A 17,077-nucleotide genomic window follows, 5' to 3' on the forward strand; every position below is an offset into this window, starting at 1 on the left:
GCCTGGCCGCGCCACGCGGGGCGCCGGCTGGCCGCCCCTTCCGACTCAGGGATCATGACGATGCGGATCGAAGCGCTGCTGCAGGAGTATTGGCCTCATATCGTGTTCGTGGTGAGCTTGATCGCCGGGACGGGCGCCGCGGTGCACGCGGCGATGACCAAACAGGACGTGCGGGCCGCCATCGGCTGGGTCGGCGTGGCGCTGTTTTCGCCGTTGTTCGGCGCCCTGCTCTATTTCGTGGCGGGCATCAACCGCATTCGCCGCACCATCGTGTCGCAGCAACGCGACGAGGCGCTGCTCGCCAACGTGGATCCGCTCGATGCGGCCACGGTGGGCAATGTGGTGCCCTACAGCGGCCCGCAGTTCGCGTCGCTGCGCACGCTGGGCGATCGCGTCACGTACTTTCCCCTGCTCGGCGGCAATGCGGTGCGCCCGCTGGACGGCGGCGACGAAGCCTATCCCGCGATGCTGGCCGCGATCCGGTCGGCGCGGCATTGCATCGCGATGCAGAGCTATATCTTCGACAACGATCCGATCGGCCGCGAGATGGCGCAGGCGCTGATCGAGGCGCACGAGCGCGGCGTGCAGGTGCGGGTGCTGATCGATGCGGTGGGCAGCCGCTATTCGCATCCGCCCATCGTGCGGATGCTGAAGTCGGGCGGCGTGCCGACCGCGCGATTCATGACCAATCCGCTGGGCGTGCTGCGCATGCCTTATGCCAATCTGCGCAGCCACCGCAAGGTGCTGGTGGTGGACGGCATGCAGGGTTTCAGCGGTGGCATGAACGTGCGCGCGGCTTTCGTGACGGCGCTTTCGCATGAGGCCACCAACCGCGATACGCACTTCGCCTTCAACGGGCCGATCGTGGGCCAGCTCATGTCGGTGTTTGCGCACGACTGGAACTTCACCACGCACGAGACGCTGATGGGCACGCCGTGGTTTCCGGCGGAGCAGGCCGACGCCGCGGGCGGCGTGCCCGTGCGCTGCGTGCCGTCGGGCCCGGACCGCGCGATGGGCAGCACGCACAACATGCTGCTCGGCGCGCTGGCCGTGGCGCAGCGCCATGTGCGGATTCAATCGCCCTACTTCCTGCCCGACCAGGCCTTGATCGGCGCCCTCGCCACGGCGGCGCGCCGCGGCGTGGCGGTGGATATCGTGATTCCGGGCAAGAACAATCTGCGGTTGGTCGACTACGCCATGACCGCGCAACTCGACCAGGTGATTCGCACCGGCTGCCGCGTGTGGCGCACGCAAGGGGCCTTCGATCACTCGAAGCTGATGACGGTGGATGACGCGTGGTCGTATGTGGGCTCGTCGAACCTCGACCCCCGCAGCCTGCGCCTGAACTTCGAGCTGGATACCGAGATCTACGATCCGGCGCTGGCGCGCTGGATCGGCGCGCGTATCGATGTGCAGATCGCACAGGGGCGGCGCGAGAGCCTGCGGCGGCTGTATCGCCTGCCGTTCGTCAAGCGCCTGCGCAACCGCCTGATCTGGCTGGCCACGCCCTATCTCTGACGCGCAACCCCGGCCATAACGAGGCCGGAAGGTGCTGGCAGCGCGGCGGGCACGAGGCCCGCCCGTGCATCAGGCCAGCTTGGCGAGCGCGTCGGCGCGCGTGTCGGCGACGTTCAGGATGGCGAGAAAGCCGCTGATGTCGAAGACTTCGCGCACGTGCGGCTGCAGACCGCACAGCACCAGCGTGCCGGCGCCCTGCTTGAGGCGCTTGGCCAGCACCAGCACCACGCGCAGGCCGGCGCTCGAGATGTAGTCGACGCGGCTCATGTCGAGGGCGATCTTGCGCTCGCCCTTTTCGACGTGCGCGAGCAGGTCGGCTTCGACCGCGGCGGCATTGGCGCTGTTGATCTGGCCTTCGGGGGCAACGACGAAGACATCGCCGCTTTTTTCGGTCGCGAGATTCATGAAATTTCCCGTTGGGATATCGGGCGGTACGGGTGCCGCCCGGAGGATGGAGCATCATACGCGAAGCCCATGACAGCGCCATCCCCGACGGATTGCGCGCAACTGGCTTCGCGTTGGCCGCTAGGGCATACTGCGGGCTGCACTTCGACCACTGACCCACGGCCCATGCCCCAGCAGCCCGAAACGCTAGACATGAACCCCGCCACCGACGCCGTGACGCGTGCGTTGCAGTGGCTGGAGGAAATCGCCGAGCGCGAAGGCTGGTCGCCCAAAATCACCTTCGGCCTGACGCTCAGCGTCGACGAAGCGCTGACCAACATCCTCTCCTACGCCTTTGCCCAGGCCAAGCCCGAACACGTGCCGGCCGTCAGGCTGTCATATTCGCGCGATAGCGTCGGCATCGTGATCGAGATCGCCGACAACGGCGTGCCCTACGATCCCACCACGACCGCTCCGCCCGACCTGGCGGCGAGCCTCGACGAAGCCGATCTGGGCGGACACGGCGTGCGCCTCATGCGCCACTACCTCGATGACCTGCGCTACGAACGGCGCGGGCCATGGAACCATTTGCGGCTTGCTGTCCACTCAGCCTGAAGACGCGCGCCGGCTGCGCCCGTCGGCGGCCTCACGCGGGGCGCGCCGGACGGTGGCCGCGCGCCCTCATCCGCCCCCGATCCGGTTCCTGCCGGCCGGGGTGGAGCCTGAAAGGAGTGCTGCATGTCCCCCCGCATTGTTTCCGTCGCGCCCCGGCGTGGCCCCCTCCGATGAGCGGCGTGATGCCCGCGCAACCGCGGGTCGTCGCCCGCGTCGACGCCGGCGCCGTCGCGCATAACCTGGCCACGCTGCGCGGCTGGCTCGGCGCGCCGCAAGGCCGCGCCCCGCGCATCTGGGCCACCGTGAAAGCCGATGCCTATGGCCACGGACTCGCACATGTGCTGCCCGGCCTGGCCCAGGCCGATGGCCTGGCCGCCCTGAATCTGGCCGAGGCGCAGGCCTGCCGCGCGGCGGGTTGGCGTGGGCCGGTGCTGGTGTACGGCGGGCTGCATGAGCCGGCCGATGCCGGGCGCCTCACGCAGGATGACCTGCATCTGGTGATCTCGCATGCCGCGCAACTCGATTGGCTGCGCGACGCCGCCACCGCGCCCGCGCGGCCGCCGGCGCTGTGGCTGCGCTACTCGGGCGATCTGAATCTATCCGGCTTCGATACCGCCGAGTATCGCGATGCCTACGAGCGGGCGCAGGCGCTGGTGCGCCGGGGCCGCGTCCGTGCGGTGCATCACCTCAACCATTACGCCGCCGCCGAAGACGACGACGGCGTGGCACAGGCCGACGCGGCGTTCCGCGCCGCCATCGCGGGCCTGCCGGGCTGCGTGTCGACCAGCAACTCGGCGGCGCTCGCCCGGCATCAGGCTCACGCCGGCACCACGGACTGGGTGCGGCCGGGGCTGGCGCTGTACGGCGCGAGCCCGCTGGCCGGCGCCACCGGCGCCGAGCTGGGACTGCGCCCGGCCATGTCCTTGCACAGCCGTCTGATCGCGACGCGCCGCGTCGCGGCCGGCACCCATCTGGGCTATCGCGGCGCGTACGTCAGCGAACGCGACATGTTGGTGGGCATGGTCAGCTGCGGCTACGCCGACGGCTATCCGCGCCTGGCGCAGACGGGCACGCCGGTGCTGGTCGATGGCGTGCCCACCCGGGTGGTGGGCCGCATCTCGATGGACATGATGGCGGTGGATCTCGATCCCGCGCCTCACGCCAGGCCCGGCGCCGACGTGCTGTTGTGGGGTCCGGCGTTGCCGGTCGAAACCGTGGCCGCGGCCGCCGGCACCATCGCGGCGGACCTGCTCACCGGCCTGACCGGCCGCGTGCCGGTGCAGGCCGCCGCCGCTCAGGCCGCCACCTCCTCGCGCGAACGCGAGGGTGCGAACAGCAGGAACAGCGCGGTCGCCACCAGGTAGATCACGCCCGTGATCGCGAGGCCGGCGCCCATGCCGGCCGCGCCAAACATGGCGCCCACCACCAGCGGGCCCGCCATCTGACCAAGCTTGTCGGCCGCGCGCATGACGCTCGTGGCACCGGCGGCGCCATAGCGCTGCACATCGGGCAAGGCCAGCATATAAGGCGATTGCGACGCGCCGGCGAAGCAGCTCGCCACGGCCAGCAGCAGCACGGCCACGGCGGCGGCCGCAAGCCCGCTGTTGAAGTACAGGCCGAGCATACCCACGCTGCCGATGAGGCCGCCCAGCACGATCCAGGTTTTCTTGATCGACGAGCGATCCACCAGGCGTCCCATCAGCGGACCCACATAAATCACGCACAGACCGTAGATCATCAGCACGCGGCCGATGCTCGATGCGGCCACGCCTTCGGCTTCGAGGTACAGCGGCAGCGCGAACGACAGCAGGCCGACCTGCGCGATCGAGAACGGAATCACGCTGCCCACCAGCAGCATGCCGAAATCGCGTGTGAACAGCAGGCGCAGCGTGGCGCGCAGGCGTCCGCCGGCAGCCGCGGCGGCCGCCGGGGCGGGCGCGGGCGTGGCCGAAACGGTTGCGGGCGCAACGATACCGGCGCGGCCCATGTACGGGCGCATCAGAACCAGCACGCCCAGCAGCGGCAGCACCAGCATCACGGCGCCGACGCCGAACACCGCGCGGAATCCCATCTGCTCCATCAACATCGCACCGACCGCGGCGCCCGACAAATGACCCGCGAACAGGCCGGCGATCACGCCCGTCATGTTGCGGCCGCGATACTGCGCCGGGCTGCGCGTGACGATGAAGCCCTGCAGTCCCATCCAGGTGAGCCCGTAGCCCAGGCCCACCAGGCCGCGCGCCGCCGCGAAGAGCGGCAGGTTGGGCACGAAGGCGCACACCACCATGCCCAGGCAAGACACCGCCAGGCCGGCGAGCACCGGCGTCTGCCAGCCGCGCTTGTCGGTGAGACCGCCCGCGAGCAGCGCCGTGAGCAGGCCACACCCCATCTCCACCGAAATCGGCAGCGCCAGCATCAGATTGGCCGGCAGATCGAGCCCGCCGGTGGGCAGGCTGCGGGCATACAAGGGCAGAAAGCCCAGCGGCAAGGCCCACGCGAACAGGAAGCCGAACATCACCGGACGCGCGATCCGGCCGATATCGGAGCTGCCATCGGGCGCGAGACGGGTGCCGTCCTGCAGCCGCCCGCGCGACGCGAAGCCGCGATTCATGAGCAGCGAGAGCAGCAACAGCATTTCGATCGCCGCGACCAACGCCACGCCCACCACCGTAATGGCATCGAGGGCGCGGCTGCGCACGCCGGCCGCGATCACGTCGCTGGCGAGCCGCACCACCAGGCTGCCCTGTGCGGCCGGACGGCCCAGCTCGCTGCCCAGCGGCAGCACCAGCGTGTACTCGCCGGCCTGCGGCGGCGCGCCGGCGGTGGCGGTGACCGGCAGCGCGCCGGACGCATCGGCGCGGTTCAGCACGCGGCCATCGCGATCCACGAGCTCGATCGTGGCGATCGCCGACGAGGTGGCGGCCAGGCGCGCGAACGGCTGTTCCACGCCGCGCAGACGTTCGATGTCGAGGCCGTAACCCAGCACCCGATCGAGGTCGCGCTGCAGGCCGTCGGCCAGCACCGTGACGTTGTCACGCGTGACCTGAAGCGCGGCGCTGCGGAAAGTGGACACCGTGTAGACGGCATAAATCCCCTGCGCCAGCATCAGTGCCAGCAGGGGCACGACGAAGCGCGTGCGTCCGCCGGCGGCCAGCGTGGTGAGCGGGATGGCGTATTTGAAGACGGCGGCCAGCCCGAGGCCGACCGCCGCGGTGACCAGCGCCAGCACCTTGAGGTTGTCCCACAGCACCGCCCGTCCGCCGGCGTTGTCGCGCGGCACGGCCAGCACCACGGCGCCCAGGGTCTGGCCGCGTTCGACCAGCGGCACGGCCACGGCAACCTGGGTGTCGCCCAGTGCGACCAGCGCGCCCGACGCGCGTCGCGTGCTGGGCGTTTCGTCGACGGGTGGCTGGCCGGCGAGCGCGCGCGCCAGCGCCGCCGCGGCGGGCACCGGATCGCCCAGGCCGGCAACCCGCCGGCCGTCGGCCATGACCACCGTGGCGCCGCGCACGTCGCGCGAATCGCGCAGCCCGTCGGTCAGCGTCTCGCGCAGCCCGAAGTACTGGCCCAGGGGCTTGCCCAGACGCAGGCCGTTTTCGATGTTGCCCGCGACCTGCCGCGCCACCACCTCGACACGATCGGCCGTGGTGTCGGCGATCAGGCGGTTGAGCGCCGACAGGCTGAGCGCGCCGATCAGGGCCTGGGCAAGCAGCAGCACCCCGAGGCAGGCGAGCGTGAGCTCGAGCACCGGCCGCCGGCGCAAGCCATCGAGCAGGACTTGCAGGGGTTCCAGACGTTTGGCTGTCGTATCGGAGGCCATGATTCGTAAGTAGACGCAAACATTCAACACACAGCCGACAATGGTATTTACAATTGGTGCACTTTGCATCTATTGATACGCAAATTGCATTCCCCTGTTTCAATCAACAGGCCTTGCGCCCCCCATTTCCCTTGTCCATGCTCCGATCGCTACGCAGCAAGATCTTCGTCCTGATTCTTGCGATTCTGTTTGTCGTGGCGAGCATCGTGATGCTGGTGTCCCAACGCGACGTCACCCGCACCGTACGCGCCGGCGAACTCCACGCCGTGAGCAACGTGATGGACCTGCTGATGCGCGATACGAGCGCGCGCTGGTCGGCCCTGCTGGACGATAAATTCGCCGCCGCACGCGGTGGCCGCCATCAACTGGTCGAGGTCGCCTCCACCACCCTCACCATGCTGAACATGTTCGCCGACCTGGCCGAGCGCGGCGTGGTCACGCCGGGCGCGGCCAAGGGCATGGCGCGCAACTGGATCAATCAGCTCAAACTGTCGGGCCGGCGCTACGCTTTCGTGTACGACGCGAGCCACTCGGTGCTCGCCAGTGGTAACCGCAACATGATCGATCGCGACATCTCGGCGATCGAAGACATCAAGAACCGCCGTCTGGCGCAGGCCATGTACGACGAGAGCCGCCAGTCGGGCCACGGATTCGCCTTCTATCGCTGGCAGGCGCCCGACACCGCCGGCGAGCCCGAGGCGCGCTACGGCTACTTCGGCTATTTCCGCCCGTGGGACTGGGTCTTCGTGATCTCGTTCGATGCCCAGGACATGATCGACGAAGTACAGGCCCGCCGCCGCAAGGTCGAAGACGCCGTGCGCGCCACACTCACGCGCCTGACGCTGGCGCGCTCGGGCTTCGTGTTCGTGGTGGCCGACGACGGCAACTTTGTGGTGCCGCCGCCTTCGGCGCAGAGCGATCTGCTGGACATCCAGGATGGCGGCACCTATCACACGCTGCGCGGCCTGCTGCGCGCGGTCGGCACCGACGCGCCCGAGTCGTTCGCGTTCGATGGCGGCGCGGCCGGCCGCTACGAGATCCAGGCGCAGCGCTACAAGCCGCTGGGCTGGACCATCGTGGCCGCCGTGCCCGAGAGCGATCTCACGGCGCCCGCCAAGCAGCTCATCAATCGCCAGGCCATCATCTTCGGCGCCGCGCTGCTGGGCGCCCTGCTGTTCGCCTGGGTGGTGGCCAGCCATATCGTGCGGCCGCTCGGCATCCTCACCCGCTATGCGCGCGAGCTGCCCCTGCAGGATCTGACCGCGCCGCGCGCCGTGCCGCAGGCGGTGGCCGAGCTGCCCGCCCGCCTGCACGACGAGGTGGGCCGCCTGGCCGAGTCGTTCCTCTTCATGGACGCCAAGCTGCGCGAGAACATCACGCGGCTGATGCGCGAGACCAGCGCGCGCGAGCGCTTCGAGAGCGAGCTCAACATCGCCCGCGACATCCAGCTCGGCCTGTTGCCGGTGCCGCTGGAGAGCAGCACCCGCAGCCTCGTCGACCTGACCGCCGTGATGCAGCCGGCCAAGGAAGTGGGCGGCGATCTGTACGACTACTTCATCCTGCCCGACGGCCGCCTGTGTCTTGCGATCGGCGACGTGTCCGACAAGGGCGTGCCCGCGGCGCTGTTCATGGCCGTGACGCGCACCCTGATCCGCGCCACCGCCGAAGACGAAACCGATCCCGCGCTCATCCTGCAGAAGATCAATAACCGCCTGTCCGAGAACAACCCGAACATGATGTTCGTGACGCTGTTGCTCGGCGTGCTGGACCTGCACACCGGCGAGCTGACCTGGGCCAATGCCGGCCATCTGCCGCCCGCCGTGATCGGCCTGGACGGCGAAGTGCGCCTGCTCGAGGGCCGCAGCGGCCCCGCGTGCGGGGTGCAGGAAGACCTGGTCTATCGCTCGCTGAACGCCCGCATCGGCGCCGGCGAGGCGCTGGTCGGCTACACCGACGGCGTCACCGAAGCCGAGAGCCGCACCGGCGAGCAGTACGGCGATGCCCGCATGCGCTATGTGCTGTCGCATCCGCCCGTGAGCGCCAACGACATTTCCCGCCGCCTGCTCGACGATGTGCATGCCTTCGCCGACGGTGCCGAACAATCCGATGACATCACGTTGATCGTGATCCGACGCTCATGATGAAGTCCTTGTCCGCCCTGCTCCTGGGCGCCTCGCTGGCGCTGCCCGTTGCCGTCCAGGCCCAGGCATCCGCCCCGGCCGCCCCCGCGAGCACCGCCGCGCAGGCCAGCCACGTCTTCCCGACCACGCCCGCACTCAAGCCCGATGGCCGCAAGTGGCGCCTCGGTTATTTCGAGAGCGGCGACTACAGCGAGTATCCGCGCACGCTCAAGGTGATCGTCGCCGGTCTGCAGCAGCTGGGCTGGATGACGGTCCCGGCCATGCCCGACGGGCTGAACGGCCAGCAGATGTGGAAATTCCTGGCCGAGCAGGCCAAGAGCGACTACGTGGAATTCGTGCCCGACGCGTGGTGGCAGCCCGGTAATTTCAACGCGCAGATGCGGCCGGCCACGCGCAGCGCGATCTCCGAGCGGCTGACGCAACGCCGCGACGTGGACCTGATCATCGCGATGGGCACCTGGGCCGGCCAGGACATGACCGCGCTCGGCGCGCCGGTGCCGACGGTCGTGGCCTCGACCAGCGACGCGGTCGGCGCCAAGATCGTCAAGAGCGTGCAGGACAGTGGCCTGGACAATCTGCATGCGCGCGTGCAGCCCGAGCGCTATCAGCGCCAGGTCCGCCTGTTCTATGACATCGTGCCGTTCAAGACGCTCGGCCTGGTCTACGAAGACAGCCCCGAAGGCCGCACCTATGCGGCCGTGGACGCCGTCGAGCAGGTCGCGCGCGAGCTCAATTTCAAGGTGGTGCCGTGCCTGGCGCCGTCCAACGGTATCGCCCAGGAAGACGCCACGCGCAACGCGCTGGAGTGCTATCGCGAGTTGGGCCCGAAGGTCGATGCCGTCTATGTGACCGTGCATCGCGGCATCACGCCGGCCACCATCGCGCAACTCGGGCAGATTCTGCGCGAGGCCAAGGTGCCGAGCTTCGCGATGCTGGGTTCGGACGACGTGAAGGCGGGGCTGCTGATGAGCCTGGCGCAGGCCGATTACTCGTACGTGGGCCTGTTCCACGCCGAGACCATCGCGCGCATCTTCAACGGCGCGCGGCCGCGCCAGCTGAGCCAGATCTGGATCGATCCGGCCAAGATCGCGCTCAATCTCGAAACGGCGCGCGTGATCGGCTTCGATCCGCCGGTGGACATCCTGCTGGCGGCCGACGAGGTCTACGAGGCCAAATAAGCCGCCCGGCAAAATGGCGCTGCCGCAATCGGCAGCGCTTTTTTTTGGGCACGCGAACCAGGCGCGGCGCCGAGGAGCGCGCGCTCAGGCGGGCAACTGCAGCATGCGCTGACGGTAGAACACCTCGCGCGGCGACCCGCGCCACAGCCGCAGCATGGCGTCGGCCGCCGTGCTGCCCACGTCCAGCACGTAGCGCGGATAGGCCAGCCAATGCTGGTCGGCGGCGTCGAGCCCGCCGCCGGCCACGGCCAGCACATCCTGGCACAGCGCCCGAACCTGCGCATCGTCCAGCGCGTGGCACAGCGCCGGGGTGCGCAGGCGCCGCAGGGTCAGCCAGCCCCACTCCCGCACCAGCGCCTCGGCCTCGGCCAGATTGCGCAGCAACCCGAGCTGCAGCGCCGAGGCGCCCATCACGGCGGTGGCGCAGGCCTGCGGCCCGGCCTCGGCCTGCATCTGCGCGTCCGGAAACACCGCGCCGAACGCCCGCGCCTCGATATAGCCGTCGCAGCCGCAGGCGTCGAACAGGGTTTCGATGCCGCCCGGTTGCGCCCACGCGGCCAGCAGCGCGTCGAGCGCCGGCACGCGCTCGAGCCGGTAGCGCCAGCGCGCATCGAGAAAGTGCGCGAACTGCGAATAAACGAAATGCTCGCCGCGCGGCACGAGGTCGACGTGTTCGCCGGTGTCGCCACGGCGGCCGCGCCAACGCGGCGCGCGCAGGAATTGGCCCAGCGCGGGGTTGCCGTCCAGATACACGCTCACCGCCGACTTGTAGTCGTCGGCCGGATTCCACGACAGCGCGCGGCTGGCGGTCTGGGGGCCGAACATCCAGCGGAAGTGGTCGCCGAGATCCCGGAACGGCCGCTCGGGCAACTGCTGCAGATAGTGGTCACCGGCAAAGCGCGCGTGGCGGAACATGCGGTCCCAGAGGCGCATGCGGTTTTCCTTGGCACCGGTGTCCCGGCCTCCCTGCAGCGGGCTGTTGGCATAAAGCGCCATGAGCGCGGGCGCCAGCGCCAGGCTCACGTTCAACGCCCGCGCGGCCTGCCCGATCGGCACCGAGGTGCAGGGGCCGTTCTGCGCCTTGGCGTCGATGCCGGCGCGGTGCAACCAGCCGCGATATCCCTCGAGTTCCCGATAGATGGGACGCGGCACCCGCATCTCGCGATACCAGACGTCGTCGAGCGTGCAGTCCGGATGCTCCGCGGCGTTGAGCACGGCGGCGCCGTCGGCGGCCAGCGCCGTCTCCACATCGGCGAGTTCTTCGCGCACGGCCGCGTCGAGCCGCGCCAGCCCGCCCGGTCCGCCCGCGACCGGCGCGAAGGCCGTCTCGAGCAGATTGAAGCCGTTGTCCAGGCCGCTCTCCCCCAAGGGGCCCGTCACGCCGACAGGGACATCGCCGATGTGCACCAGCTCGACCGTCTGGCCGCGCGCGCGCTTGAGCAGCGCCAGGGTCTCGAAGTAATGCGTGACCGCGCGGCTGCGACCATCATCTCGCGCCGCCACGGGCATCTCCAGCTCCAGACCCAGTTTTGCGCCCGCCACTTGCGTGCTGATACCCACCGACACGTTGTCTCCTCTCGTTCGCGCCTGCCCTTGGACTACAATCTGGCGCATGTTCAGCAATGCCGGAAATCGGCAGGAACCAAAGCCTCGCGGATGTTACTCAGGCTCTGACGGGATGAAAAATCGCCGTCCTCTCCACCAACCGCGGGGTCTACTGGCCGCATGACAATCAATTCAGTATCCTCTTCACCCGGCTTCGTCAGCCTCGACGCCTTTGCCCAGGCCGCCGAGCAAGGGGGTGATGTCTATGTAACCGTTGTCGGTGAACAATTCCATGTTCTCGGCACCGGCACGACGCCCAGTGGGCGCTCGGTGGCCTGGGTGGCCGCCGACGCCGATACCACCGCCCTCTTCTCCGACGCCCTCGCCCGCACCTACGGCAATGGCATCGCCAGCGCCGTCTCTCGCGAGCTCGGCCTGTCCGGCAGCCCCGGTACCCCGCTCTCCGCCCGCAGCATCAGCCTCGCGCTCGACATGGCGCAGACCTCGCGCGACGCGCTCGACGGCGTGGACTTCATGACCCGTCTCGATCACAGCGCCGCCGCCGGCTCGGCAGGCTTTCACGCCGTGTGCGACCACCTCGGTGTCGCGCCCGAATCGGTGTCTCCCGCCCAACGCATGGCCATCGACCTCGCCATGGAACAGCGTTTCAACGACAACGCCCAGCGCGGCCCGGTAAGCGCCGACATGGCGCGTCAGTGGCTCGCCGAGCTGTTGCCGCAACACCGGGAAGTCTGACAACTGCCGGTTGCGGTTTCACGACGAGCCGCGATTTCGCCGCCCTGATCCACCCTTTGGCGGCAATCGTTTCCAAATATTATTGCGCGTCTTCTCCATGCAACGCATGGAGATTGTTTGGCATGGCGATGTTACAGATAGAAATTTCAAATTCAAATGATTGCGGTTGCGGGCAGATATGTAGTAATTTCTCGCCAAATATACAAGCGGTAGTCGTACATCTTCGACACACAGACCGTCGTTCGCTTCCTGGCTCGCACCTCACCTTCCCCTAGACCATGTCCGCTTCTTTGGATTCGATCGCGACTTCGCCCGAAGTCCCCTCGCAGCCCGGCTGCGGTGAGGGGACCTGGGACGCCAGCGACGACACCCTGCTGCGCGACCTGGTGCGCGAACATGCGGGACGCCTGCAACGCTTCATCGTGAAGCACATCGGCAACACCAGCGACGCCGAAGATCTGGCGCAGCAGGCCTTCCTGGAAGCCGCGCGCTCGTACCGCTCGTTTCGCGGCGAGTCGCAACTCTCGACCTGGCTCTACGGGATCGCGCTCAACCTCGTGCGCAATCATTTGTCGCGCGCCCCGCAGCGCCGCTATGACTTCGTGTCGGACGAGGCGCTCGAACAGCATGCGTCGTCGTCGCTCACGCCCGAGCAGGCCGCCGAACAGAACCAGACCATGAGCCTGCTGCAGGAAGCGCTGGCCGAGCTGCCGCCCAACATGCGCGACGTGCTGCTGATGGTCGGTATGGACGACGTGTCGTACGAAGAAGCGGCCGCGTTGCTGACCGTGCCCGTGGGCACCGTGCGCAGCCGCCTGTCGCGCGCCCGCTCGGCGCTGCGCGACAAGCTCGCCCTCAAAGGGCTGCACCTGGACAACTGATCCAGGCGCGCCCGCCCGGCTGATTCAAGCGGCGTTCAGCGCCCCGGCACGCGTCCCGTATCGGGCGCGGCCACGGGCTCCACGCGCAGGATCGGCCGGCCATCCGAACGCAATGCCTCGCCCACCGGCAGCGACTGCAGATACACCGGCGACACGCGCACGGGCCCGCCCGGCACGGCCGGACTCGCATTGCGCTCGAACTGCACCTGCGTGCGCTGGCCCTGGATCAGGTCGAGGTACTCGCCCGCCGTCATGGGCGACTCGATGCCGCCCCACGTCCTGTTGACCATTTCGCCCGCACGCGCCTGCGCGCGCGGCTGCGCCACCACGTTGCCATTGACGGCCACCACGCGCGGCCGGATCAGGAACAGCCGCTCGCGGCGCTGCACGGTGGTGGACTTGCTTGAGAACAAGGCGCCGATCAGCGGCAGGTCGCCGAGCAGCGGCACCTTGTCGACGCGCTCGCTGTCCTGGCTGCTGTTGTAGCCGCCGATCAGCAGCGTCTGATCGTTACCCACGACCGCCAGCGTGCTGATGGTGCTCTTGCGCACGGTGGGCAGGCGGTCGATCTGCCGCTCTTCCTGGATGCGACCGTCCTCGATGTCGACCGTGAGCTCGACTTCGGTACCGCTGGTGCCGGAGATATAGCGCGGCGTCACGCGCAGCGATGTGCCGACGGTGATGGGCGTGACCGTCGCCACGCGTTCGCCGACGGTCTGGATGTAGAAGGTGTCCGACAGGTCCAGCACGGCGCCGAGGTTATCGGTGGTGAGCACCGAGGGCTGCGACAGAATGTTGGCCTGGCCCTGCCCCTGCAGCGCGCGGATGCGGGCGGCCAGCGTGCTGCCCACGCTGATGCCGATGGTGCCGGGCGCCAGGTCGGTGCCGGGTGCCAGCGGCAGACCGCTGGGCGCCAGATTGAAATCGCTGTAGCCGAACGAGGCCGAGCCGGCGCGCGCGCCCCAGTTCACGCCCAGCTCGCGCACCAGATCGGAATTCACGTCCACGATCATGGCTTCGATCTCGATCAGCGTGCTCGCCACGTCGAGCTGCTCGATCAGGTTGCGGTAGATCGGTATGCGATCGGGGATGTCCTGCACGATGATCGCGTTCAGGCGCGAATCGGCCTGCACGGTGGGCTCGCGGAAACGCAAGCCGCCGGCCCGCTGCACGCGTCCCGCGCCTGCCGCAGCGGCGCCCGCGCCCACTGCCGGCGCGCCGCCCGCCGCGCTGTCGGCACCGGCGAACACCGGCGGCGCATCGCGCAATGGCGCCGCGATGGCCGCGAGCGTTTCGTTGTTGTTGCCGCTGCCGGAGCCCAGAATCAGGTTGCGCAGCACGGTGGCCAGGCCCGGCGTCACGACCTTCTGATCGCGATAGCTGACCGTGCGATCATTCACCGACGCGTGCTTCAGGCGAAACACCGCCACCTGCTGCCCGCCCGCGCCCATCGGCAGGGCGGCCACGGTGCGCTCCACCAACTCCACATAGCCCGGCGGCCCCGAGACCAGCGCGATACCCTGGTCCGGCAACTCCCCCCAGCCGAAGCGGGGATCGAGCACGCCCAGCTGCTGCAGGGCCTCGCGCAGCGACACGATCGAGCTGCCCATCGAGGACACCGAGCGCGTGATCATGTCGCTCGACCGGCTCACGAACAGCGTGCCCGCGTACACGAACCAGTTGAACCCGTAGACGCCGCCCAGCCGATCCATGAATTCGGTCGGCGTGTTGGCGTTGAAGCGGCCGTTGACCACGCCGCTCACGTTCGGCCCCAACTGCAGCGAGAGCGAAAAGCCGCCGGCGAACTCGCGCAGGACGTTCTGCAGGCTCTCTTCCTTGGCGTAGTAGCTATAGGGCGCCATGGGCCAGTTCGGTGCCGCCTGGGCCGGCCCCAACAGGGCCAGCATCAGGGCCCCCGCCAGAATCGTGCGCTTCAAAGTCTTTCTCCCCGGGCTGCGTTGCCCGTTTCGGTATGCATAAGGGGTCATGCGTAGCGCCGCGCCACGGCCTGCCAGAACGACAGTGCATTGGCGAACTGGCCCACGGCCTCGTCGACATCCAGATCGCTGGCGTCGGGGCGTATCAATTGCTGCAATCCCAGCGTTTCTTCGCGCGGATCCGCGCTCAGCGTGCTGGCGTGGCCCGCCAGCATGCCGGCGGCGAACTCGCCCATTTCCACCAGCAGCGCGTCGCGATCGCGCCCGGCCGGCGGCAGGTCCAGCACCCGCGCCTGCAGGGCCAGCCAGCCCTGCGGCGCCGGCGCGAGGTGGACACGGAAGCGCTCGTCGATCACCACCGTGGCCCGGCCGTCGGCGCGCAGCGCGTCGGTGAGCTGGTGGCGCTGCACGTAGCGCTGGATCAGCGGATGCGTGGGTTGACTCATGGCGTCTCCTGTTCGGCGGCGAGTTTGCGCACCAGGCGCAGGACCTCGGCCACCGGCTCGATCAGTTCGCTCGGAATGTATTGGTCGGGCTGGGCCTGCGCCATCAGGGCGCGCGCCAGCGGAATGTTCTGCATCACCGGCACGCCTGCCTCGCGCGCGGCCTGCATCATGGCCTCGGCCAGCGTGCCCTCGCCCTTGGCGAGCACCAGCGGCAGCGGCGTTTCGTCGGGTTCGTAATACAGCGCCACGGCCAGGTGAGTGGGATTGGTGACGACGACGGACGCCTTGCGCGCCTGCCCGGTGGCCCCGTGCATCACCATCTCCTGGTGCAGGTGTTTGCGCTTGTGCTTGATGTGGGGGTCGCCCTCCATCTCCTTGTATTCCTGCTTGACCTCTTCCTTGCTCATCATGAGGCCCTTGCGATGCTGGAAGCGTTGCCAGGCGAAGTCGGCCAGCGAGATCACCACATACGCCACGGCGATGTTCACGATCAGCGTGCGCAGCATGCCGCCCACGCCGGTCTGCAAGCCGGCCAGACCGCTGTAGGGCACCGACATCAGCTCGGGCAGCGCATCGCGCACTACGATGGTCACGAGCGCCGACAAGAAGGCGATCTTGAGCGTGGACTTGAGGAACTCGACCAGATTCTTCTTCGAGAACGTGTTCTTCAGATTGGTCATCGGGTTGAGCTTCTGTCCCGACGGCTTGAGTTTCTGAAACGCCAGCACCACGCCCACCTGCAGGAACTCGCCGAACATCCCGACGATCAGCACGATGAGCACGAATGGCAGCACCAGCGTCGTGGCTTCGCGCAGCCCGGCGTCCAGGGCCTGCGGCAGCGCCACCTCGAACGGCATGCCGATGAGGTCGGCCGGCAGCAGCATCAGCCGCCCCAGCGACTCGATGATGTTCTGCGCGTTGCCCAGCATGTAGCCGAACAGCGCCAGCACCAGCAGCGTCTGGGTGAAGTCCTTGCTGTGCGCGACCTCGCCCTTGTTGCGCGCATCGCGCAGCTTCTTGTGGGTTGGCTGTTCTGTCTTTTCGCCGCTCATCGCGCCTCCTGCCACTGGCTGTCAAGGAACGGCACGATGGTGCGGATGTGCTCGGTGGCATCGCCCGCGTATTCGAACAGGGTGCCCATGTAGAGCACCAGCACCAGCAGGGCCAGGCCGCTCTTGATCGGCATGGCCAGAAAGAACACCTGAAGCTGCGGCGCGAAGCGGCTCACCAGCGCCAGCCCCAGCTCGGCCAGGAACATCGCCACGATGGCGGGGGCCGCGAAGAGCAGGACCAGGCGCGCGAAGCGGCTGAGCTGATCGAGCATCAGCGGCACACTCTCGCGCGACAGCGTGGGCGCCCACGAAAACAGATCCCAGAGCCGGAAGCTGTCGTACAGCATCGTGAGCATCAGCATGAAGCCGCCGCCCACCAGGAAAAACACCATGAAGGCCTGATTGAACAGAATACCCATGGGCGAGGAGTCGTTACCGGTGGCCGGGTTGATGGTCGCGCCCAGGCTGGCGCCGCGCTGGTTGTCGATGACGAAGCCCACGGCCTCGAAGATCCAGAAGGGGATCGCCACCAGAAAGCCGAGCACCAGGCCCACGAACACTTCTTTGGCGACCAGCAGCACCAGGTCGATCCAGCTCGGATCGAACGCGGCATAGCGCGGCATCAGCACCGGCACGATGATCAGGCCGATCGCCGCCGCCACCGCGTAACGCAGCATGCCGGGCATGCTCTGGCGGCTGAAGATGGGCAGCATGACGCACAGCGCGAGGATGCGAGGCTGGGTGAGCGCGAGCGTCCCCAGGAATATCTTCGCCTCCGCATACGTCACGCCTGAAAACATGTGG

14 protein-coding genes are annotated in these 17,077 nt (G+C 68.4%); 7 read left to right on the forward strand and 7 right to left on the reverse strand.

Features of this window, described 5'->3' with window-relative positions; translation table 11 throughout:
- Positions 1-60 precede the first annotated feature (60 nt).
- Positions 61-1,518, forward strand: a complete 1,458-nt coding sequence (locus CEK29_RS17195) for a phospholipase D-like domain-containing protein (protein ID WP_094802460.1) — start codon at positions 61-63, stop codon at positions 1,516-1,518.
- A 69-nt stretch (positions 1,519-1,587) separates the two neighbouring features.
- On the opposite strand, the gene CEK29_RS17200 is transcribed toward CEK29_RS17195, so the two are convergent.
- On the reverse strand, positions 1,588-1,923 hold the full coding sequence (locus tag CEK29_RS17200) for an STAS domain-containing protein (protein ID WP_094802462.1): 336 nt from the start codon (positions 1,921-1,923) through the stop codon (positions 1,588-1,590).
- Positions 1,924-2,115: 192 nt separating this feature from the next.
- On the opposite strand from CEK29_RS17200, the gene CEK29_RS17205 reads away from it, so the two are divergent.
- Positions 2,116-2,517, forward strand: coding sequence for an ATP-binding protein (locus CEK29_RS17205; protein WP_255176181.1), 402 nt, complete (start codon positions 2,116-2,118; stop codon positions 2,515-2,517).
- A gap of 182 nt (positions 2,518-2,699) precedes the next feature.
- The gene (gene alr, locus CEK29_RS17210; RefSeq protein WP_255176182.1) at positions 2,700-3,881 is read left to right on the forward strand and encodes an alanine racemase; all 1,182 of its coding nucleotides are present in this window, start codon (positions 2,700-2,702) and stop codon (positions 3,879-3,881) included.
- Here alr and CEK29_RS17215 read toward each other — a convergent pair.
- The gene (locus tag CEK29_RS17215) at positions 3,812-6,337 is read right to left on the reverse strand and encodes an MFS transporter (RefSeq protein WP_176456928.1); all 2,526 of its coding nucleotides are present in this window, start codon (positions 6,335-6,337) and stop codon (positions 3,812-3,814) included. The two genes, alr and CEK29_RS17215, sit on opposite strands and share 70 nt — an antisense overlap.
- 137 nt (positions 6,338-6,474) lie before the next feature.
- Between CEK29_RS17215 and CEK29_RS17220 the strand changes: the two genes are divergently transcribed.
- Positions 6,475-8,478 carry a SpoIIE family protein phosphatase gene (locus CEK29_RS17220; protein WP_249279135.1) on the forward strand — a complete coding sequence of 668 codons (2,004 nt, stop codon included), beginning with the start codon at positions 6,475-6,477 and terminating at the stop codon, positions 8,476-8,478.
- Positions 8,478-9,656, forward strand: a complete 1,179-nt coding sequence (locus CEK29_RS17225) for an ABC transporter substrate-binding protein (protein ID WP_255176195.1) — start codon at positions 8,478-8,480, stop codon at positions 9,654-9,656. Before CEK29_RS17220 ends, CEK29_RS17225 begins: the two co-directional genes overlap by 1 nt.
- Positions 9,657-9,740: 84 nt before the next feature.
- On the opposite strand, the gene CEK29_RS17230 is transcribed toward CEK29_RS17225, so the two are convergent.
- Positions 9,741-11,165: a glutamate-cysteine ligase family protein gene (locus CEK29_RS17230; RefSeq protein ID WP_094858940.1), complete on the reverse strand. Its 1,425-nt coding sequence runs from the start codon at positions 11,163-11,165 to the stop codon at positions 9,741-9,743.
- 216 nt (positions 11,166-11,381) lie between these two features.
- On the opposite strand from CEK29_RS17230, the gene CEK29_RS17235 reads away from it, so the two are divergent.
- Positions 11,382-11,957, forward strand: a complete 576-nt coding sequence (locus tag CEK29_RS17235; protein ID WP_094858806.1) for a hypothetical protein — start codon at positions 11,382-11,384, stop codon at positions 11,955-11,957.
- 278 nt (positions 11,958-12,235) lie between these two features.
- Positions 12,236-12,838, forward strand: coding sequence for an RNA polymerase sigma factor (locus CEK29_RS17240; protein ID WP_094802474.1), 603 nt, complete (start codon positions 12,236-12,238; stop codon positions 12,836-12,838).
- A 35-nt stretch (positions 12,839-12,873) separates the two neighbouring features.
- Here the strand turns inward: CEK29_RS17240 and sctC are convergent, their stop codons facing one another.
- Genes sctC through sctT form a run of 4 tightly spaced genes read right to left on the reverse strand, consistent with a single transcriptional unit; the run spans position 12,874 to position 17,073 of the window.
- On the reverse strand, positions 12,874-14,826 hold the full coding sequence (gene sctC / locus CEK29_RS17245) for a type III secretion system outer membrane ring subunit SctC (RefSeq protein ID WP_094858807.1): 1,953 nt from the start codon (positions 14,824-14,826) through the stop codon (positions 12,874-12,876).
- Entirely contained in the window at positions 14,823-15,221 is a 399-nt protein-coding gene (locus CEK29_RS17250; protein ID WP_094802478.1) for a CesT family type III secretion system chaperone, read from the reverse strand. Before CEK29_RS17250 ends, sctC begins: the two co-directional genes overlap by 4 nt.
- Positions 15,218-16,273 carry a type III secretion system export apparatus subunit SctU gene (sctU, locus tag CEK29_RS17255; protein ID WP_094802480.1) on the reverse strand — a complete coding sequence of 352 codons (1,056 nt, stop codon included), beginning with the start codon at positions 16,271-16,273 and terminating at the stop codon, positions 15,218-15,220. The genes CEK29_RS17250 and sctU overlap by 4 nt, the downstream gene beginning before the upstream one ends.
- Positions 16,270-17,073 (reverse strand): type III secretion system export apparatus subunit SctT, encoded by an 804-nt coding sequence (sctT, locus tag CEK29_RS17260; protein ID WP_094858808.1) that lies wholly within the window; start codon positions 17,071-17,073, stop codon positions 16,270-16,272. Before sctT ends, sctU begins: the two co-directional genes overlap by 4 nt.
- Positions 17,074-17,077: the final 4 nt, after the last annotated feature.

Source organism: Bordetella genomosp. 5, from assembly GCF_002261475.1.
Taxonomy (GTDB): domain Bacteria; phylum Pseudomonadota; class Gammaproteobacteria; order Burkholderiales; family Burkholderiaceae_B; genus Bordetella.